We start from the raw sequence: 19446 nt of genomic DNA, 5'->3' as shown, positions 1-19446 counted from the left end.
TCTCTGTTTCTCCGATATTGCCGGCCCGCCGGACGGCGGCGGCGAATGGCGGCAAGATATGGGGAAAAAGAACCCTATCGCGCAAGCACCGGATGCAAAGGGGTGATTGAGCCCTTGTCAACCCGAGGGCAGAAGCAACGGGCCGAAGGCAGGCAGGAACCAGCCGACAAACGCCGGCGCGAGCATGGCCGTCGCTTCCGCGGCCTTTTGCGATATCGTGAGCTTAAGACCGTTGTCCGAAAGCCACTTCTCACGCGCATCGCGCGGCGCATCGGGAAGATGGCTACGCGCAAGGTCGTGGGAACGGTTCTGGAGGACGAGGATGGCCGGTCCAAGGGCTGCGGTCAGGACGAGCGTCGAGAAGATGCCGTACAGCAAGACAACGTCGCCGACGAACAGCCGTAGTGCACCGCCAATGGCGGCTGCCGCGTCCTCGCCGCTCCCCGGCAACAAAGCGAGGGGCCACGACAGCATTGCATAGGTCTGGGTGAGGCCCGCGACAAGAACGACCGCGGCCGCCGCGATCACGCGCTGAAGGCCGACGGCGCGACGCCTGAGTCGTCTGGCATAGGCGAGGGCCTCGTGCTCGGGAAGGACCGCAGGTCGCACCCGGCGGATCAGGATGACTGAAGCGGTCGCCGCGAGCACTATGGTCGTTAAGGCCTGGGCGAGGCCGGCGACATCGAATGCTCTTTTGGCACCTTCGGGAAGAAGGTGATTCTTGGTGAAGGACACGATGTTGTTACGCTGCAGATAGGTGCGCAGGCTATCGTCGTGCTCGAAGGTTTGGTAATCCGTAACTTCCTGTCTCAAGGCGCTCAGCGCCAGTGCGGCGAGTACCGCTAGCGCGGCGGCTTGACCGATCGTGATCCGCCGATGCCCGCGCAAACAATAGATGATCGTCCAGGCTGCGACGGCAACGGCCGCTAAGCAGGCGATCAGCAACACAATGAAGGTGACGGTCCAGCGAATCCGCGCCGCCCCTTCTCCGGCCGCACTGGCCATAACCTCCGGAAGATTCGGCGACCAAGGAGCCGTCATGGGGAAGCCCGGCAGCGACGCCGGAGTACTTGCGAACGCCTCAAGCCGTGCCAGCATGAGGGCCTCCACGGCTTTCCACTGCGCATTGTCCGGACAGAACAGCGGATTGGTATTCGTGCCGCCGGTCTGGCATGTCATGAACTGCGACAAAAGGACTGGCACCAGGATTACGAATCCAAAGGGAAGCAGAAACGGAAGAAGGGCCACCACGAGATGGCGCAGCCAAACGACGGAGGGGATCATGATGGCGCTTCTCCGGATGCCCCAAGCCCGTTGACATTCTCCCAGAGCGCATCGTTCCAGCATATCCGCCTTCCGGCGGTGGCTGATTACCGGATGGAGACGGTGTACCGTCTTGGTCCCGCCGAAGATGTGCGCAACGCGGCGGCTTGATAGCGCGGAACCGCCAGGGCGCATTCAGCGTCCCCTTTCAATGCCGTCGCGGACTCGTGGCGCCACCATAGGCGGAAAATCGATGGTTTTAGGCATCCTGCCCGTTGCCCGGGCGCCCTGGAACCGTTATGAATTCCGCCTTACGGTCGCCGGAGGGGGCGGCCCCGTCTTTTTCAGAACCCACGGCTGATGCCTATACCTGCCGGCCGTGAGATTGATCTAGGAGAGGTTTATGCAGGTTCCCGTGCAGATCTCCTTCCACGGCCTCGAGCATTCCGATGCGGTCGAGGAGCGTGTTCGCGAGAAGGTGGCCAAGCTGGAGCAGTTTTCCAAGGACCTGGTGTCCTGCCGCGTGGTGATCGAGCAGCACCACAAGAACACGTCCAACCAGCACCACAAGGGCGAGCCGTACCACATCACCATCAACCTGAGCGTCCCGGGCGACGAACTGGTGGTGAAGCGCGACCCGAAGGACCCGCACGTGCACGAGGACATCGGAGTCGCCATCCGCGATGCCTTCCAGTCCATGGAGCAGCAGCTCAAGACCTGGATCGGCAAGCAGCGCGAGAACGACCGGACTGCCCACAAGTCCGCGTAAGCCGCTGGAGCCGCCGGCCCCGCCGGCAGCGCCGCACACCGAACGCGTCCGACCGCCACCCGGCGGCGGGCGCGTTCGTGTTTTTGGCGGTGGTGCGTCACCATCCTTTCACACGGCTCGCCGCCGTCCCCCGCTTGCAATCGGGGCCCGATCGCCCGATGTTGCGGCTATGAGCGGCTATTCCTCCGGGGCCCGGATCACCGCCGTCCTTGGCCCCACGAACACCGGCAAGACCCACCTCGCCATGGAGCGGATGATGGGTCACGCCACGGGCATGATCGGCTTTCCGCTGCGCCTGCTGGCGCGCGAGAACTATGACCGGGTCGTCAAGGCGAAGGGACCGCACCGCGTCGCCCTCATCACCGGCGAGGAAAAGATCATTCCGCCCAACCCGGCGTGGTGGATCTGTACGGTCGAATCCATGCCGCTGGACCGCCGGGTGGACTTTTTGGCGGTTGATGAAATCCAGCTCTGCGCCGACCCCGACCGCGGCCACATCTTCACCGACCGCCTGCTGCGGGCGCGGGGGATGCGCGAGACCATGTTCCTGGGCTCGGAGACCATCAAGCCGCTGATGTACAAGCTGGTGCCGGGCTGCGAGTTCCAGACCCGCCCGCGCCTGTCCCAGTTGAAGTACGCCGGCCCGAAGAAGCTGACCCGCCTGCCCCGGCGCGCCGCCATCGTCGCGTTCTCGGCGGCCGACGTCTACGCCATCGCGGAACTGGTCCGCCGCCAGCGCGGCGGTGCCGCCGTGGTGCTGGGGGCGCTGAGCCCGCGCACCCGCAACGCCCAGGTGGCCATGTTCCAGGCCGGCGAGGTGGACCATCTGGTCGCCACCGACGCCATCGGCATGGGTCTGAACATGGACGTCGACCACGTCGCCTTCGCCGCGCTGCGCAAGTTCGACGGCCACAGCCCGCGCGCCCTGACGGCTCCTGAAGTGGCCCAGATCGCCGGCCGGGCCGGGCGCGGCATGAACGACGGCACCTTCGGCACCACGGGTGACGCCGGCACCATCGACCCGGAAATCGTCGAGCGGGTGGAGAACCACGAGTTCGCGCCCCTGCGCGGTCTGTACTGGCGCAACGCCAACCTGCGGCTGACCTCCATCGACGCTCTTCTGGCCTCGCTGCGGATGCCGCCGCCGGAAGCCGGCCTGGTGCGCCCGCGCCGCCCTGCCGACGACCATCTGGCGCTGGAGGCCCTGGCGCGCGACACCGAAATCCGCGACCTGGCGCGCGGCCATGCCCGTGTGCGGCTGCTGTGGGACGTCTGCGGCGTGCCCGACTTCCGCAAGGTCATGCCGGAGAGCCATTCGCGCCTGCTGGGGCAGATCTACCGCCACCTGACGGGCCCCAAGCGCGTCATCCCCACCGACTGGCTGGCCGGCCATATCCGGCAGGTGGACCGTGTGGACGGCGACATGCACGCGCTGGTGGACCGCATCGCCTCCATCCGCGTGTGGACCTACATCGCCCACCGCGGCGACTGGATCGATGCACCCAAGGAGTGGCAGGAACAGACCCGCGCCATCGAGGACCGCCTGTCCGATGCCCTGCACGACCGCCTGACCAAGCGTTTCGTGGACAAGCGCACCTCGGTCCTGGCCCGCGCGCTGCGCGACGAGGCTCCGCTGCTGCCCGAGGTTTCCAAGGACGGCGGCGTGCTGGTGGAGGGCCACAGCCTGGGCCGCCTGACCGGCCTGCGCTTCATCCCCGAAAAGGGCGAAAGCCGCGCCGCCGACCGTGCGGTCATGAATGCCGCCGGCAAGGCCCTGCGCCGCGAGATCGCCGACCGGGTGGAGGCCATCGCGGCCGACACCGACGACGCCTTCGCGCTTGACGACGAGGGCAACGTGCTCTGGCGCGGCGAGCCCGTCGCGCGCGTCACCGGGGGGCCGCAGCCCTGGCAGCCGTCCGTGGAGGTGCCGTTTGACGAGATGCTGGAGGGCGACGCCCGCGACAAGGTGAAGCGCCGCACCGCCGAGTGGCTGAAGGCCCACGTCGCGCGTGTGCTCAAGCCGCTGTGCAAGGCTCTGGACACGCCGCTGACGGGCGCGCCCCGCGGGCTGGTCTTCCAGTTGGCGGAAGGGCTGGGATCGCTGCCGCGCGGCGTGGTGGACAAGCAGGTCAAGGCGCTCTCGGACAAGGATCGCAAGGCCCTGGCCCGGCTCGGCATCCGGTTCGGCGTGGAAACGGTGTTCCTGCCCGCCCTTCTCAAGGCGGCGCCGCAGCGCCTGCGGGCGCGGCTGTGGGCGGCGCGGTCGGGCGCCGTCGTGCCCGCCCTGCCGGAGGGGCGGACCAGCCTGCCGGTCGATGCCGAGGCACCGAGTGGCTTCTACGAGGCTGTCGGCTTCCACGTGCTGGGCGACAAGGCGGTGCGCGTCGACATGCTGGAGCGCTTCGCCGCCGAACTGCGCCGCCTGGCGCGCGAGAAGGTCTCGGTCCTGCCGCCCGACCTGCTCACCCTGCTGGGCGCGACGGTGGACGAGGCGCCGGCCGTTCTGGGGGCGCTGGGGTACGAGGCGGAGGCCGGCGAGGAGGGCATCACCTTCAAGCAGGTTCCCCGCCGACGGCCCGAGCGCAACGCCAAGGGCCCGCGGCGCGGCACGGCCGCCGCCAAGGCCAAGGGCAAGGGCAAGCGTCCGCCCGGCCAGGGGCGCAAGGACCTGGAGGACAGCCCCTTCGCCGTCCTGCGCGACCTAGTGACCATCACCGCCTGACGCATTCGCGGATACCGCCCATGACCGAAAGCTCCGCGCCGTCCATCCGCCTCGACAAATGGCTGTGGCATGCGCGCTTCTGCAAGACCCGCTCGCTGGCCCAGAAATGGTGCGCCAGCGGGCAGGTGTCGGTGAACGGCACCTCCATCCACAAGCCGGCGACGAGCGTGAAGCCGGGCGACGTCATCAGCTTCCTGTCCGGACCCTACCGCCGCACGGTGGTGGTGCAGGCCCCAGGCGAGCGGCGCGGCCCTGCCCCCGAGGCGCAGACGCTGTATGACGAGCCGGAGCCGCCGGTGAAGCAGACCGACGACTTCATGCCCCACCGCCCGCGCGGCATGGGCCGCCCGACCAAGAAGGACCGGCGCGCCATGGCGGCGTTCAAGGATGACGGGATGAGCGGGTGAGGCGGCGTCGGCGGACCTTTTACCGCCGCCCCGGCAGGCAGGCGCGGCGGGCCTCGGTGGCGACGGCGCTGGGGGGCTCGCCCTGGGCGTCGATCAGGTCCATTTGGTCGGCTGTCGACGCATCGCGGGCGACAACGCGGGCGAAACACCGGCAGTAGGCGGCGCGGTCCCGCCGCGACAGGGCGTCGACGGCCGCCGGGGCGACGTCATCCGGCGGGCTCATGCAGGCCGATTCGGTGGCGACCTCGGCGTGCAGGCGCAGGGTGTAGGCTTCCTGCGGGTCCGAGGCGGCGGTGTCGGGCATCAGCCCCTTCAGCGTGTCGGCGGCGGCCGAGGCCGGGCCGGACAACGAGCCGGAGCCGAACAGCGCGGCCATCACCAGCACCGCGACGGCGATCAGCGCGGGCACGGCGCGGAACAGCAGCGACGACGGGAACCACGACGGCATGGTGCGGCACGACCTCCGGCAGGGCAAGGGCGATGGCCTCAAGCCTGCGGACCCGGCCGCGCACAATCAAAGGCGCATCGGTCGTACCAACGTCGTGATGTCGCGCAACGTCGTAATATGGGGGAGGGTGCCGAAAGGCAAAGACGGGGAAAATGGCTCCGGCGGTAGGATTCGAACCTACAACCCTGCGATTAACAGTCGCATGCTCTACCGTTGAGCTACGCCGGAACAACCCGTTGGAGGCCCGCGATTTACCGAACCTGGGCGCTGCTGTCCAGAACTTTTTTCACCGGGTCCGGCGATCAGAAGTCCAGGTCGGCGTAGTGCCGGGGCGCGGGAACACCGGGCACCGTCTCGGCCAGAAGGCAGCGGAAGCTGGGGCGCGACTTGACCCGGGCGTACCAGTCCTTGGCCAGTTCGTGCTCCTCCCACGGCACGTCGCCGGCATAATCCACCAGCGACAGGTGTGCGGCGGCGGTCAGGTCGGCCAGCGACAGGGACTCGCCGGCCAGCCAGCGGCGGCGCTCCGACAGCCAGGCGATGTATTGCAGGTGGGTGTGGATGTTCACCCGTCCGGCGCGGATGAGGCGGCTGTCCGGCGCGTCGCGGGTCAGCACGCGCTTGGTCAGCTTCTCGCCCGCCGTCGGCACGGTGACTTCCTGGAAGAACTTGTGGTCGAACCAGTCCACCAGCCGCCGCACCTCGGCCCGCTGGACGGGATCGTGGCTGAGCAGCGGCGGCGCCGGATAGCTTTCGTCCACGTATTCGCAGATGGCCGTGGCGCCGCAGATGACGTAATCGTCGTCCACCAGCACGGGCACCTCGCCGGCCGGGTTCAGCGCAAGGAATTCCTCCGGCCGTTCCCAGTCCCGGACGACGACCGTCTCGAAGTGCAGGCCCTTCTCGTTCAGCACCACCCGGGCCTTGCGGGCGAAGGGGCTCAGACAATGGTAATAGAGGATGCGCATGGTCTTTCGTTTTACCTGAAGCTGCGGCGCTTGCAAGGGGCGTCGCGGAGCGTCACCGACAGGTCACGCAAACGGTCGTCTCCCGCGGGCGTTGACGCAGCACGCTTCCCTATCGCATCCGCCCGCGCCTTGAGCTATCCTCCGCCGCCATGAGCCAGCAGAACGACACCACCCACTTCGGGTTCCGCACCGTCCGCACCGAGGAAAAGCAGGGCCTCGTGCGCGACGTCTTCGATTCGGTCGCCGCGCGCTACGACCTGATGAACGACCTCATGAGCGGCGGGGTCCATCGCATCTGGAAAAATGCGCTGATCGACTGGGTGAACCCGCAGCCGGGCCAGGCGCTGCTGGACGTCGCGGGCGGCACGGGCGACATCGCCTTCCGCTTCCTGGACCGCGCCCGCCACATCGGCGCCGTCCGCCGGGCGGAGCGTCGCGACATGGGCGAGGACGTGGACGAGCCGCCGCCCAACACGGCGGAAGCCGCCGTCACGGTCTGCGACATCAACGTCGAGATGCTTAAAGTAGGCCGCGACCGCGCCACCGACCAGGGCCGGCTGTCGGGCCTGACCTGGGCCTGCGGCAATGCCGAATCGCTGCCCTTCCCCGACCGCACCTTCGACCATTACACCATTGCCTTCGGGCTGCGGAACGTCACCAACATCGACCTTGCCCTGGCCGAGGCCCGCCGCGTGCTCAAGCCCGGCGGCCGATTCTTCTGCCTGGAGTTCAGCAAGGTCGTGGTGCCGGGTCTGGATGCCGCCTATGACCTGTACTCCTTCAAGGTGCTGCCGCGCATGGGCCAGATCGTCGCCCGCAACCGCGAGGCCTACCAGTACCTGGCCGAGAGCATCCGCAAGTTCCCGCCGCAGGACCGGCTGGTGGAGATGATGGAAGAGGCGGGCCTGCGCCAGAGCAAGTACCGCAACCTGTCGGGCGGCATCGCCTGCATCCATTCCGGCTGGCGCATCTGATGCGCAACGAGGTCGCCCGATGATCCGCGCCGTCAAGAACCTGCGCCGGCTGTTCCAGATCGCCCGCACGCTGGCCCGCCACGACGCCCTGTTCCCGCTGGAGAACATCGGCGTGGCGCGCGAGGTGGCCGCGCTGACCAAGATGTTCAGCCGCAAGAACGTGCCGGGCCGCCCCGGCCAGCGGCTCGCCCGCGCGCTGTCGGAACTGGGGCCGAGCTTCATCAAGCTGGGCCAGGCGCTGTCCACCCGTCCCGACCTGATGGGCGAAGAGGTGGCGCACGACCTGTCGGAGCTGCAGGACCAGTTGCCGCCGTTCGGGTTCGCCGACGTGCGGCGGATCATGGAGTCCGAGTTCGAGGAAACCATCGAGGACCTGTTCTCGGAGTTTTCCGAGGAACCAGTCGCCGCGGCCTCCATCGCGCAGGTGCATTTCGCCACCACCACCGACGGGCGCGAGGTCGCCGTCAAGGTGCTGCGCCCGGGCGTGGAAGACCATATCGCCCGCGACCTGGACCTGCTGTACTGGATCGCCGAAATCGTCGAGGCCACCCAGCCGTCGCTGCGCCGCCTGCGGCCGGTCGAAAGCGTGCAGGCCTTCGAGGACTCGGTGACCATGGAGATGGATCTCCGGTTCGAGGCCGCCGCCGCCGCCGAGATGGCCGAGAATTTCGCCGGCGACGACACCTTCAACGTGCCGGAGATCGACTGGCAGCGCACCAGCCAGCGCGTCATGACGTCGGAGCGCATCAAGGGCATTCCGACCGACGAGCGCGAGGCCGTGATCGCCGCCGGCATCGATCCCATGGACGTGGTGGCCAAGTCGGCGGATGCCTTCTTCAACATGGTCTTCCGCGACGGCTTCTTCCACGCCGACATGCACCCGGGCAACCTGTTCGTGCGCGAGGACGGCAACCTGGTGGCCGTGGACTTCGGCATCATGGGCCGGGTGGACGTGCAGACGCGCCGCTATCTCGGCGAGATGCTGCTGGGCTTCCTGACCGGCAACTACCGCCGCGTCGCCGAGATTCATTTCGAGGCGGGATACGTGCCCGCCGACAAGTCGGTGGATGCCTTCACCCAGGCGGCACGTTCCATCGCCGAGCCCATCTTCGGGCGGCCCATGAAGGACATTTCCATCGCCCGGCTGCTGGGGCAGCTGTTCGCGGTGACGGAAACCTTCGAGATGGAGACCCAGCCGCAGCTTCTGCTTTTGCAGAAATCCATGCTGGTGGCCGAAGGCGTCGGCCGGCGCATGGCGCCCGACATCAACATGTGGGAACTCGCCCAGCCGCTTGTGGAAGACTGGATGCGCGCCAACCTGGGACCGGAGGCGCGCATCAAGGACGCGGTCAACGGCATGGTCTCGACGGCCGAGAAGCTGCCCAAGATCCTCGACGAGGGCGAGAAGGTCTTCGCCATGATCCAGGCCGGCGGCGTGCGCCTGCACCCGGAAACGCTCGCGGCCCTTGCCGGCCAGCGGGTGGCGCGCAAGACGCGCATGAACGTTCTGATGATCCTGCCCTGGGCCCTGGTGGTGATCCTGCTGGCCCTGCTGGTGGGGAATTAGAGCCCTCTCAAGGCTTTTCTGAAGGTGGAATACAGGGCAATGGCGGAAGAATCGGCGGCCTGGCGGCAGCGCGTGCGGGGCTTCGTGGAGGCGCCGCGCGTGCAGCGGTTCATCCTGGTGTTGATCGTCATCAACGCCGTCATCCTGGGGCTGGAGACCTCCTCTGCGGTCATGGAGGCCATCGGCCCGACCCTGATCGCCATCGACACGGTGATCTTGTGGATCTTCGTGGCCGAGATCACGCTGCGCATCACCGCCCACGGCTGGCGGTTCTTCCGCGACCCGTGGGGCGTGTTCGACTTCATCGTCGTCGGCATCGCGCTGGTGCCCCAGACCGGCCCGTTCTCGGTGCTGCGCGCGTTGCGCGTGCTGCGGGTTCTGCGCGTGATCTCGGCGGTGCCGCGCATGCGCCGGGTGGTCACGGCGCTCTTGAGCGCCATTCCGGGCCTGGGGTCGATCATCGCGCTGCTGGCGCTGGTCTTCTACGTGGCCGGCGTCATGGCGACCAAGCTGTTCGGGGCCTCCTTCCCCGACTGGTTCGGCACGCTGCCCGAAAGCGTCTACACCCTGTTCCAGGTGATGACGCTGGAAAGCTGGTCCATGGGCATCGTGCGCCCGGTGATGGAGGTCTACCCCTATGCTTGGGCCTTCTTCGTGCCCTTCATCGCCATCGCGACTTTCACGATGTTGAACCTGTTCATCGCGGTGGTCGTCAACGCCATGCAGAGCGACTACCACGAAACCCAGGAAGCCGCCGAAGCCACCGCTCACGCGGAACGCGAGGAAATGCTCGACCACATCCGCGCCCTGCGCACGGAAATGGCCGAACTGCGCGAGGCCCTGGGCAAACGAGAGCGCTCGGCGGGGGAATAGGCAACGCCCGGCGATTGCGCAGCAGCGGATCGACCGGCGCATCGCCCTGACGAAGAAAAACCCCCGCCGGACCGCTCCGGCGGGGGTTTTCTTTTTCCGGCGGCTTATACGCCTCGATGATTGAAATCATCGAGGCTGCGTTCACGCGCCATAAGGCGCGGCGGCCAGTCGGCCTTGCCGGACGACAAGTGTATGTTTTCGAGTGTCGTCCGGTATTACACCAGGTTCGGCAGCACGCGGTCCGGCGGCTTGTGGCCGTCGGCGTAGGTCTTGATGTTGATGAGGACCTTTTCGCCCATGTCGACGCGGCCCTCGATGGTGGCCGAGCCCATGTGCGGCAGCAGCACCACGTTGTCCAGCGTCAGGAACTTGGGATTGATGCTCGGCTCCTGCTCGAACACGTCCAGGCCCGCTCCGGCCAGCTCGCCGCGCTGCAGCATGCGCAGGAGGGCGTTCTCGTCCAGCACCTCGCCGCGGGCGGTGTTGACGATGTAGGCCTGCTCGCGCAGCAGTTTCAGGCGCCGGGCGCTCAGCAGGTGGTAGGTGGCCGGCGTGTGCGGGCAGTGGATGGAGATGACGTCCATCCGCGCCAGCATCTGGTCCAGGCTTTCCCAGTAGGTCGCTTCCAGCTCCTGCTCGATCTCGGGGTGGAGGCGGCGGCGGTTGTGGTAGTGGATGGTCATGCCGAAACCGCGGGCGCGGCGCGCCACGGCCTGTCCGATGCGGCCCATGCCGACGATGCCCAGGCGCTTGCCGTAGATGCGGTGGCCCAGCATGTGGGTCGGGCTCCAGCCCGCCCACTTGCCCGAGCGGATCAGGCGCTCGCCCTCGGCCAGACGGCGGGGCACGGCCAGGATCAGGCCCATGGCCATGTCGGCGGTGTCCTCGGTCAGCACGTCGGGCGTGTTGGTGACCGTGATGCCCCGCTGCTGGGCCGTGTTCAGGTCGATGTGGTCGACGCCCGTGCCGAAGTTGGCGATCAGGCGCAACTGCTCGCCGGCCTGGCCCAGCACGCCGGCGTCGATGCGGTCGGTGATGGTGGGCACCAGGACGTCCGCCTCGCGCACCGCCGCCACCAGTTCATCCTTGGTGAAGGGGTGGTCGTCGTGGTTCAAGCGGCAGTCGAACAGTTCCATCATCCTGGTCTCGATCACGTCCGGCAGCTTGCGCGTGACGACGACCAGGGGCTTCTTCGCGACCATGCATATCCCTCCCGGAGACCTTATAGGCTCTGTGCGTGGTTTGGCTTAGCAAGACGGGCGGGCCTTGTCCAGACATTGCGTTGCAACACGGTCCTGCGACACTTCCTTTCGCGCAGGCTCGAACCGTCCACCGCCGCGCTTGACCCGCCGGGGCGGTCGGTCCGTATAATGCGCCGCCCTGGGGAAATCGAGCCACACACCAATGCCGAACGCTGTTACCGGAGTCGCTTCCACCGCGCTGCTGGCGCTGGCCATGGGCTTTGGCCTGGCTGCCGCGCCCATCGCCCCGCAGCCTGCCAGTCCGTATGCGCTGTCCGCCGCCACGGCCGTTGCAGCCGATGGAACGGGGCTGCCGCTGCCGCGTTTCGTGTCGCTGCGGGCCGAGCAGGTGAACATGCGCACCGGCCCCGGCGTGCGCTATCCCATCGACTGGGTGTACCTGCGCCGGTCCCTGCCGGTGGAGATCGTGCAGGAATTCCAGACGTGGCGAAAAATCCGCGACCCGCAGGGCGCCGAGGGCTGGGTCCACCAGAGCATGCTGTCGGGCCGCCGAACGGTGATGACCATGGACGGCACCCACCGACTGCGCGCCGAACCGCGCGAGGAGGCGGAAACGCTGGCCTATCTTGAGGGCGGCGTGCAGGCGAGCCTGATCCAGTGCCCGCGCGGGACGGAGTTCTGCCGCGTCGAGGCGAACGGCATGGACGGCTGGCTCAGGCGTTCGGCCTTCTGGGGCGTCTACCGCAATGAATACATCGAATGACGGTGCGCCGGGCTCTCGCGCCGGAGGGCCCCTTCGCGCACGAGCCGGCCGCACGCGAAACGGCCGCCCCTGCCTTGGCACGGGCGGCCGATGTCGTTTCCGGGGCGGCACTGCTACTCGGCGGCCATGAGGTGCGCGCCGTGGGCGGTGGCGACGCGGTCGGTCGCGTCCTCGGTCAACCACTTGGCGACGTTGCGATCCAGCCGGATGAAGGCTTCCACCGTGCGGTCGCACATGGGGCGCGTGGTGCGGGTCATCTGCTCGACGTAGTCGGCGTACTGGACGACCTGGCGGCGCCGGCTCGCGGGCAGGGCGACGCGGCCATCGGCGACGGCGGTGCGCAGGGCGATCCAGCAGCCCAGGTTGGCGTCCACCGCCTGCCACAGGGTTTCGGCGGTGCGGGCCTGCCGCAAGCGGTAGGCCGCGCGGACCAGCAGGAAGGCGTGGCGGGCGGGTTCGGAGGCCTGACCGGGAAGGGCGTTGAGGCGCTTGAGCGTCGGCGAGCGGACGACGGCGGCCCCCGTATCGCCCAGCAGCCCGTCGGGGTCGGCGGCTTCCTGCTGGGCGGCGCGGCCGACCGTTTCCAGCAGCGGCTCCACGGCCGGGCAGGTGCGTTCGCACAGGACGCCGATATGGGCGGCGTCCAGCGCCATCTCCACGGCTTCGTCACGCAGGCCGCGGGTCATCATTTCCGGCAGCCGGTTCTCCACGCGGGTGTCCACCGGGCACCCCAGGTCCGCCGAGCGGTGGGCGCAGGACGCGGTCGTCGACGCCACCGACAGGCTGTACCGGGCCTCGGCCTGGGCTTGGTGCATGGAAGGCTCTCCGTAGCAGAACAAGAAACGTCACCAGATATGCGGAAATACTTCAGGCCGTTTCCAAGCCCGATGAATCGCCGTGCGTGCAGTTGTTAGAACCTTCGCAGGGGGTACCCGGTTCCCCTTGATACTTCTTTTCACCGTTTGAGTTTTACTACCACTTTCGGCATCGCTCTCCTTTACCTGCGGGGCGGGGCGCGGTACAGAAGGATGTCGCACACGGAAACAAGGACCTGTCTCGCCGCATGTCGACCATACCCGAAGGATTTCTGACCGCCGCCGGGCACCAGCTGGAATACCGCTGGCACGGCCCCGCGCCGAAGGAGGCACCGACCTTGGTCTTCCTGCACGAGGGCCTGGGCTGCCGCGACCTGTGGAAGGACGTGCCGGCGGACCTGTCGGCGCGGCTGGGCATGGGGGCGCTGGTTTACAGCCGGCCGGGGTATGGCGGGTCCTCCGGGATCACCCTGCCGCGGTCCACCGACTACCTGACGCCCGAGGCGCTGGAGGTCCTGCCGGCCGTGCTGGACGCGACGGGGGTGGAGCGCGCGGTGCTGATCGGCCATTCCGACGGCGGCTCCATCGCGCTCATCGCCGCCGGGCGGGGCGAAGACCCGCGGATCCGGGCCATCGTGACCGAGGCGGCCCACGTCTTCGTGGAGGACATCACCCTGGCGGGCATTCGCGAGGCCCGCACGGCGTGGGAAACCACCAACCTGCGCGAGAAGCTCGCCCGCTGGCACGGCGCCAACACCGACACGGCCTTCCACGGCTGGAACGACACCTGGCTGACCGACGCCTATGCCGCCTGGACCATCAAGGACGTGCTGGCCGGCGTGACCGTGCCGGCGCTCATCATCCAGGGCGAGGGCGACCAGTACGGCACCGAGGCCCAGGTGGACGCCATCGTGAACGGAGTCTCGGGGCCGGTGGAAAAGCTCATGGTGCCCGACTGCGGTCACGTGCCCCACTTCGAGCAGCGGAGGCGCGTGCTGGATGCCATCACCGCCTTCGTGGACGCGTTGACGCCCTAGACGTTTCACCCATTGAAGCGGAGGTATGCACCATGCATCTGGAAGGCTCCTGCCACTGCGGCGCCGTGCGCTTTTCGGTCGAGGCGCACGCGCCGGTCCCCTACCTGCGCTGCCACTGCTCCATCTGCCGCAAGACGGCCGGCAGCGGCGGCTATGCCATCAACCTGGGCGCCAAGGCCGACACGCTGACCGTCGACGCCGAGGAGGGGGCGCTCGGCTGCTACCATGCGCGCATGGAGGACGGCAGCGTCAGCAGCGGCGAGCGCCGTTTCTGCACCCGCTGCGGCACCGCGCTGTGGGTGTTCTCGCCGGAATGGCCGCACCTGGTCCACCCGCAAGCGGGCGCCATCGACACGCCGCTGCCGGACCCGCCGGAGCAGGTGCACATCATGCTGGGCAGCAAGGCCAACTGGGTGCGCGACGACAGCCGACAGGGCGAGGCGCGGTTCGATGCATACCCCAACCAGTCCCTGGACGACTGGCACCGCGCCCACAAGCTGCTGTCGGGCGAGCCGCCCAGGGGCTGACGCCGCGTCAGACATCTTGCAAAGGGCGTGCGGGCACCAGATATGACCGACGGGCGGTTGCCGCCCGGCCCTGCGCGCGGCAGGATGGCTAGACGCCCCCGAACACCAGACAAGACCGGACACGAGGAACTATGGCGATCCAGATCTACACCAAGAGCACCTGCATGTTCTGCGACAAGGCCAAGGCCTGGTTCAAGGAGCACAACCTGCCCTACGAGGAGATCGACGTCTCCGCGCCGGCCGAATTCTCGGCCATGAAGCAGAAGTTCGACGTCGCGACGGTGCCTCAGATCCTCATCGACGGTCACCTGATCGGCGGCTACGACAACCTGATGCAGTACGAGCAGCCGATCCTGGAAAAGCTGAAAAGCCAGTACCCGGACGCTCGCTGAGGGCCCGGCGGCCGGCGCGGCGGCGGATCGGCCCCGTCAAAGCACCGGCAAGCAGACCTTGACCGCAGGCGGCGAAGGGCGCTCAATCGGCGCCCTTCGCCGTTTTTCGGTCATGCTTCCCGCCACAACCGGACCCTCCCGATGCCCCGCAAGCCCGATCCCCGGTCGTTCCCCATCGCCGTTCTGCTGACCGCGCTGGTCGCCTTCGGCCCGGTCTCGACCGACATGTACCTGCCGTCGCTGCCGGCCATGACGCGGGCGTTCGACACCAGCGTGTCGATGGTGCAGCTGACGCTGTCGGTGTTCACCGCCGGGTTCGCCTTCGGGATGCTGTTCTACGGGCCCCTGTCGGACCGCTTCGGGCGGCTGCCGGTGCTGATCGCGGGCGTCATGCTCTACGTCGCCGCCAGCGTGGTCTGCATGGTCGCGCCCACCATCGAGGCCCTGCTCGCCGGGCGCTTCCTTCAGGCGCTGGGCGCCTGCGCAGGGCCCGTTCTTGGCCGGGCCATCGTGCGCGACGTCTATGATCGGGCGGAGGCCGCGCGGATGCTGTCGTACATGGCCGCCGCCATGGCGCTGGCCCCGGCGGTCGCGCCCCTGATCGGCGGCGGCCTGCACGCGGCGTTCGGCTGGCAGTCGAACTTCGTGGTGCTGACGGGCTTCGGCGTGGTCATCCTGGCGGCCGTGTGGGCGGCGCTGCAGGAGACCAACCGTCACCGCGATCCCCATGCCCTGCGGCCGTCGCGCATTATCGCCAACTTCCTGCACCTTCTCAGGAACCGCGCCTTCATGGGCCACACGGCCTGCGTGGCGCTGGCCTTCGGCGGGCTGTTCAGCTTCATCTCGGGCTCGTCCTTCGTGGTGATCGACGTACTGGGGGTGAAGCCCGGCTATTTCGGATTCGCCTTCATGGCCGTGGTCATCGGCTACATCACCGGCGCCTTCGGGGGCGGACGGCTGACGGGACGCCTGGGGATCGAGCGCATGCTGTTCATCGGCAGCCTGCTGGTCGCTGCCGCCGGCACCACCGCCATGGCACTCGCCTGGGCGGGGGTGGAAACGGTGGTGGCGGTGATCGCGCCGATCTCCGTCTATTTCCTGGGCGCGGCGCTGGTCATGCCCAACGGCACCGCCGGCGCCATCGGCCCCTTTCCGCGCATGGCGGGGGCGGCATCGTCCCTGCTGGGCTTCCTGCAGATGGGCATGGGATCGCTGATGGGCTATCTGGTGGGGCTGCTGCACGACGGCACGACGCGGGTCATGACCACCTCCATCGGCCTCATGGGGCTGGCGACGCTCGCCGTTTTCCTGCTGGCGGTGCGCGGGCTTCGCGACGACGAGGAACCGGCCGAGGCGGCGGAAAAGGCATCCTGACCCATGAACGCGGAAACGGCGCCGGATCGCTCCGGCGCCGTTTCTCCCCTCTTCCCCCGACCGAAGCCGGTTGTGGACCGCGTTACTGCACGCGGATCATGACGCGGCGGTTCTGCGGCTCGCGCACGCCGTCGGCGGTGGGCACCAGCGGCTGGGTCTCGCCCTCGGCCTCGATCGCCATCTCGCGCTGGGGCACGCCCTGGGCGGTCAGATAGTTGGCGACCGTCTCGGCCCGGCGCATGGACAGACGCATGTTGTAGTCGCTGGGACCCGAGCGGTCGGCGTGGCCGGTGACGTTCACCATGGTCGGCTGGCCGTCCTGGGCGGTGGCGGCCGCCTGGTTCAGCACCTGCTGCGCCTCCGGCGTCAGGTTGGCGCTGTCGAACTCGAAGAAGACCAGATAGTCGCTGGGCTGCGCGGGTTCCGGCGCGGGCTGGGGCGCCGGCTGGGCGACGGGCTCCTCGACGGCCGGCGGCGGCGGGGGCGCGCCGAAGGTGAAGCGCACGCCAAGCACCACGTTGTGGGTGTTGTATTCAGTGTCGTAGGTGCTGCCGCCGGTTTCCAGTTCCACTTCCGGGACGCTGAAATAGCGGTAGTCCAGGGTCAGGTCGGTGTTGGCGCCCAGGCTGTAGGACGCGCCCGCGATGCCCTGCCAGGCGAAGCCCAGTTCGCCCTCGTCGATGGTGGTGGCGCCGGCCGTCACGTCGTCGAAGGCCACGCGGGCCGCACCGGCACCGGCACCGACGTAGGGCTTGAAGGGCAGGCCGAAGTCGATGTCGTAGAGCACGTTCACCATCCCGGCCATGGCGTTCGCCTCGCCGCCCAGGTCGGTGCCGCCGATGGCGTCGGCCTGGTTCTCGCGCCAGGAGAACTCGAACTCGGTGCGCAGGCCGTTGCCCCAGGCGTAGCCGAGGCTGCCGAGGGCACCCCAGCCGTCATCCCACTCGACGTCTCCGTCGAAGGTGGTGCCGGGCGCCTCTTCGGTGTCGGAATCCTGGGGCATGACGTAGATGCCGCCCAGGCCGACGTAGGGCCCTTGCTTGCTCTCTTGGGCCAGCGCCGGCGCGGCGGCGGTAAGCGCCAGGGCGGAGGCGCCCAGGACAACCTGAACGGAACGTTTCATGGTACGCGGTCCTCTTCGTCTCGATCCCGCCGTGCCATTTTCGCCACGGTCGATTCTGTGATTGCTGCGGTGGGCGGTCTCCGGTTCGCCGTGCCTAAACGGTGCGATCGCCCGGGCCGCCTTTCAAGATGGAGAACGACGCCGCCGCGCCCGAGGTCCCCGCCCGCCGCGCATTCCCCGGCGCCTGTTGCCGCGCTGCAACAGAAGTGTGGCGCAATGGTGTCACGAAGGTGGTAGACCGTAGGCCGCCCGGACGCGGGCATGAAAAAGGGGCGCCCCGACGGGACGCCCCTTCGACTTGCGCGGTCCGACTCGGGCTCAGCGCGGCTCCAGGCGGATGGCGCCGTCGAGGCGGATGGTCTCGCCGTTCAGCATGGTGTTGGCGCAAATGGACAGCACCAGCTTGGCGTATTCCTCGGGCTTGCCCAGGCGCTTGGGGAACAGCGTCTTGGCCAGCAGGGCGTCCAGAGTTTCCTGCGGCAGGCCGTTGAACATCGGCGTCTCGAAGATGCCCGGCGCGATGCACATGACGCGCACGCCCTTGGGCGCGAACTCGCGCGCCGCCGGCAGGGTCAACGAGGCGACGCCGCCCTTGGACGCCGAATAGGCCGACTGGCCGAACTGGCCCTCGAAGGCGGCGATGGAGGTCGTGTTGATGATGACGCCGCGCTCGCCTTCGTCCTGCTCCTCCAGGGTGAGCATGTCGGCGGCGGCCTGGCTCATGACGTTGAAGGTGCCGATCAGGTTGATCTGCACCACGCGCGAGAAGGCATCCAGGTCCATCGGACCTTCGCGGCCGACGATGCGGCCACCGTGCACGACGCCGGCACAGTTGACGCAGATGCGGGCCGCACCGTGGGCGTCGCGGCCCTTGGCGATGGCCTCCTTGACGCTGTCGGCGCTGGTCACGTCGCACGGCGCGGCGAGGCCGCCGATTTCCTTGGCGACGGCGTCCAGCGTCTCGGCGTCACGGTCCAGCAGCGTGACCTTGGCACCGGCGGCGGCCAGCGCTGTGGCGGTGGCGCGGCCCAGACCCGACGCGGCCCCGGTGACGATGGCGGCCTGCCCCTTGACGTCCATGTGTATTCCTCCTGGCTTATTTTGCGTTTTCCGGATGCGGTCTTGCATACCAGATTCCGCCCCGGCCCGGAAGCGGCAGGTTTACGTTCGCGTCAACTGGAGGGCCAGGGCCATTGCCGCGCCGCAGCTTGCGCCTATTCGGCCGGGGTGTCGGTGGCGCTGGGCGGCGGCGGGTCCTGCTTCTTCAGGCGCGCCTCGCGCAGCAGGATGTAGAGCGTCGACCCCGCGATCACCGCCGCGCCCGCCAGCGTCAGCCACGACGGCTGCTCGGCGAACAGGAAAAAGCCCAGCGCCCAGGCGATGGGGATCTGGAAATAGTCGAAGGGCACCACGATGGTCGCCTCCGCCAACCGGTAGGCCCGCAGCACGCAGTACTGCCCGATGGTGCCGATGGTGCCGACCGCTGCCAGCAGGGCGAGCTGCTCCCAGTCGGGGGTGATCCACACGGGCGCGGCGGCAACACCGGTGACGATGCACGAGGCGATGGAGAACCACGCCAGCATGGTCAGCGGCCGCTCGGTCGTCGACATGCGCTTGATGATGGTAATGACGCAGGCCATGAGGAACGCCGCCATGAGCGCCGCCCAGGCGGCGTCGTTCATGGCGCCGACGTCGGGCCGCAGGATCATCAGCACGCCGCCGAACCCGCAGGCCGTCGCCAGCCAGCGCCGCCAGCGCACGGCCTCGCCCAGGAAGACCACCGCCAGCACGATCAGGAACAGCGGCCGCGCGTAGGCCAGCGCGGTGGCGGCGGCCAGTTCCATGTGCGTGATGGCGTAGAAGATGCACAGCATGGTCGCCGAGCCGAACAGCACGCGCAGCAGGTGCATGCCCGGCCGCTTCGTTGCCAGCACCGTGACGACGCCGCCGCCGAACAGGAAGGGGCTCAGCGCCAGCAACCCGAACAGGCAGCGGAAGAACGCCACCTCGAAGGCGTGCAGGCCGCTGGCGCCGGCGAACTTGATGCCCGCGCCCATGAAGCCGAAGGCGATGGAGCCGGTGACCATCCACAGCACGCCGCGCATGTTCTCCGGCAGGCGCTCCGCCATCAGGGCGAAGGGCCGTTGCGCGCGGTCGAGCAGCGAGGGCATGGAGGCTCCGGTCGTGGTGAAGGATGCTCCTACATTGAGGACTGTGGTGCC

General features: G+C 68.3%; 19 protein-coding genes and 1 tRNA gene. 11 read left to right on the top strand and 9 right to left on the bottom strand.

What is annotated here, in order from left to right:
- Positions 1-117: 117 nt before the first annotated feature.
- Positions 118-1284: a hypothetical protein gene (locus tag C882_RS03575; protein WP_009539176.1), complete on the bottom strand. Its 1167-nt coding sequence runs from the start codon at positions 1282-1284 to the stop codon at positions 118-120.
- 382 nt (positions 1285-1666) lie between these two features.
- On the opposite strand from C882_RS03575, the gene C882_RS03570 reads away from it, so the two are divergent.
- The 3 genes from C882_RS03570 to C882_RS03560 all read left to right on the top strand — a co-directional run bounded on the left by C882_RS03570 (position 1667) and on the right by C882_RS03560 (position 5161).
- Entirely contained in the window at positions 1667-2032 is a 366-nt protein-coding gene (locus C882_RS03570) for an HPF/RaiA family ribosome-associated protein (RefSeq protein ID WP_009539175.1), read from the top strand.
- 169 nt (positions 2033-2201) lie between these two features.
- The gene (locus tag C882_RS03565; RefSeq protein WP_083875674.1) at positions 2202-4754 is read left to right on the top strand and encodes a helicase-related protein; all 2553 of its coding nucleotides are present in this window, start codon (positions 2202-2204) and stop codon (positions 4752-4754) included.
- A 20-nt stretch (positions 4755-4774) separates the two neighbouring features.
- The gene (locus tag C882_RS03560) at positions 4775-5161 is read left to right on the top strand and encodes an RNA-binding S4 domain-containing protein (protein ID WP_009539172.1); all 387 of its coding nucleotides are present in this window, start codon (positions 4775-4777) and stop codon (positions 5159-5161) included.
- 19 nt (positions 5162-5180) lie between these two features.
- On the opposite strand, the gene C882_RS03555 is transcribed toward C882_RS03560, so the two are convergent.
- The 3 genes from C882_RS03555 to C882_RS03545 all read right to left on the bottom strand — a co-directional run bounded on the left by C882_RS03555 (position 5181) and on the right by C882_RS03545 (position 6577).
- A complete protein-coding gene (locus tag C882_RS03555; RefSeq protein WP_009539171.1) occupies positions 5181-5609 on the bottom strand; it encodes a hypothetical protein in 429 nt (142 codons plus the stop codon).
- Positions 5610-5762: 153 nt separating this feature from the next.
- A tRNA-Asn gene (locus C882_RS03550) sits at positions 5763-5837 on the bottom strand.
- A 74-nt stretch (positions 5838-5911) separates the two neighbouring features.
- Positions 5912-6577 (bottom strand): glutathione S-transferase family protein, encoded by a 666-nt coding sequence (locus C882_RS03545; RefSeq protein WP_009539170.1) that lies wholly within the window; start codon positions 6575-6577, stop codon positions 5912-5914.
- 149 nt (positions 6578-6726) lie between these two features.
- Between C882_RS03545 and ubiE the strand changes: the two genes are divergently transcribed.
- Genes ubiE through C882_RS03530 form a run of 3 tightly spaced genes read left to right on the top strand, consistent with a single transcriptional unit; the run spans position 6727 to position 9991 of the window.
- Positions 6727-7551 (top strand): bifunctional demethylmenaquinone methyltransferase/2-methoxy-6-polyprenyl-1,4-benzoquinol methylase UbiE, encoded by an 825-nt coding sequence (ubiE, locus tag C882_RS03540; RefSeq protein ID WP_009539169.1) that lies wholly within the window; start codon positions 6727-6729, stop codon positions 7549-7551.
- 19 nt (positions 7552-7570) lie between these two features.
- A complete protein-coding gene (ubiB, locus tag C882_RS03535) occupies positions 7571-9118 on the top strand; it encodes a 2-polyprenylphenol 6-hydroxylase (protein ID WP_009539168.1) in 1548 nt (515 codons plus the stop codon).
- A 39-nt stretch (positions 9119-9157) separates the two neighbouring features.
- Positions 9158-9991, top strand: a complete 834-nt coding sequence (locus tag C882_RS03530; protein WP_009539167.1) for an ion transporter — start codon at positions 9158-9160, stop codon at positions 9989-9991.
- Between the two features lie 215 nt (positions 9992-10206).
- On the opposite strand, the gene C882_RS03525 is transcribed toward C882_RS03530, so the two are convergent.
- The gene (locus C882_RS03525; protein WP_009539166.1) at positions 10207-11193 is read right to left on the bottom strand and encodes a 2-hydroxyacid dehydrogenase; all 987 of its coding nucleotides are present in this window, start codon (positions 11191-11193) and stop codon (positions 10207-10209) included.
- Between the two features lie 202 nt (positions 11194-11395).
- On the opposite strand from C882_RS03525, the gene C882_RS03520 reads away from it, so the two are divergent.
- Positions 11396-11956: an SH3 domain-containing protein gene (locus C882_RS03520; protein ID WP_009539165.1), complete on the top strand. Its 561-nt coding sequence runs from the start codon at positions 11396-11398 to the stop codon at positions 11954-11956.
- 113 nt (positions 11957-12069) lie between these two features.
- On the opposite strand, the gene C882_RS03515 is transcribed toward C882_RS03520, so the two are convergent.
- The gene (locus tag C882_RS03515; protein ID WP_009539164.1) at positions 12070-12771 is read right to left on the bottom strand and encodes a hypothetical protein; all 702 of its coding nucleotides are present in this window, start codon (positions 12769-12771) and stop codon (positions 12070-12072) included.
- A 248-nt stretch (positions 12772-13019) separates the two neighbouring features.
- On the opposite strand from C882_RS03515, the gene C882_RS03510 reads away from it, so the two are divergent.
- The 4 genes from C882_RS03510 to C882_RS03495 all read left to right on the top strand — a co-directional run bounded on the left by C882_RS03510 (position 13020) and on the right by C882_RS03495 (position 16101).
- Positions 13020-13808 carry an alpha/beta fold hydrolase gene (locus C882_RS03510; RefSeq protein WP_009539163.1) on the top strand — a complete coding sequence of 263 codons (789 nt, stop codon included), beginning with the start codon at positions 13020-13022 and terminating at the stop codon, positions 13806-13808.
- Between the two features lie 32 nt (positions 13809-13840).
- Positions 13841-14335 (top strand): GFA family protein, encoded by a 495-nt coding sequence (locus C882_RS03505; RefSeq protein ID WP_009539162.1) that lies wholly within the window; start codon positions 13841-13843, stop codon positions 14333-14335.
- A 131-nt stretch (positions 14336-14466) separates the two neighbouring features.
- On the top strand, positions 14467-14727 hold the full coding sequence (locus C882_RS03500; protein ID WP_009539161.1) for a glutaredoxin domain-containing protein: 261 nt from the start codon (positions 14467-14469) through the stop codon (positions 14725-14727).
- Positions 14728-14868: 141 nt separating this feature from the next.
- Positions 14869-16101: a multidrug effflux MFS transporter gene (locus C882_RS03495; RefSeq protein WP_009539160.1), complete on the top strand. Its 1233-nt coding sequence runs from the start codon at positions 14869-14871 to the stop codon at positions 16099-16101.
- Positions 16102-16183: 82 nt separating this feature from the next.
- Here the strand turns inward: C882_RS03495 and C882_RS03490 are convergent, their stop codons facing one another.
- The 3 genes from C882_RS03490 to C882_RS03480 form a co-directional block, all read right to left on the bottom strand.
- Positions 16184-17224 (bottom strand): OmpA family protein, encoded by a 1041-nt coding sequence (locus tag C882_RS03490; protein WP_009539159.1) that lies wholly within the window; start codon positions 17222-17224, stop codon positions 16184-16186.
- 318 nt (positions 17225-17542) lie between these two features.
- A complete protein-coding gene (locus C882_RS03485; protein ID WP_009539158.1) occupies positions 17543-18304 on the bottom strand; it encodes an SDR family NAD(P)-dependent oxidoreductase in 762 nt (253 codons plus the stop codon).
- A 134-nt stretch (positions 18305-18438) separates the two neighbouring features.
- Positions 18439-19395, bottom strand: coding sequence for a DMT family transporter (locus C882_RS03480; protein ID WP_009539157.1), 957 nt, complete (start codon positions 19393-19395; stop codon positions 18439-18441).
- Between the last annotated feature and the right edge of the window lie 51 nt (positions 19396-19446).

Origin of the sequence: Caenispirillum salinarum AK4, assembly GCF_000315795.1 — a bacterium.
Classification (GTDB): domain Bacteria; phylum Pseudomonadota; class Alphaproteobacteria; order Rhodospirillales; family Rhodospirillaceae; genus Caenispirillum; species Caenispirillum salinarum.
Note: the sequence above shows the minus strand (reverse complement) of the source record. Positions and strands in the feature narration are given on the sequence as shown.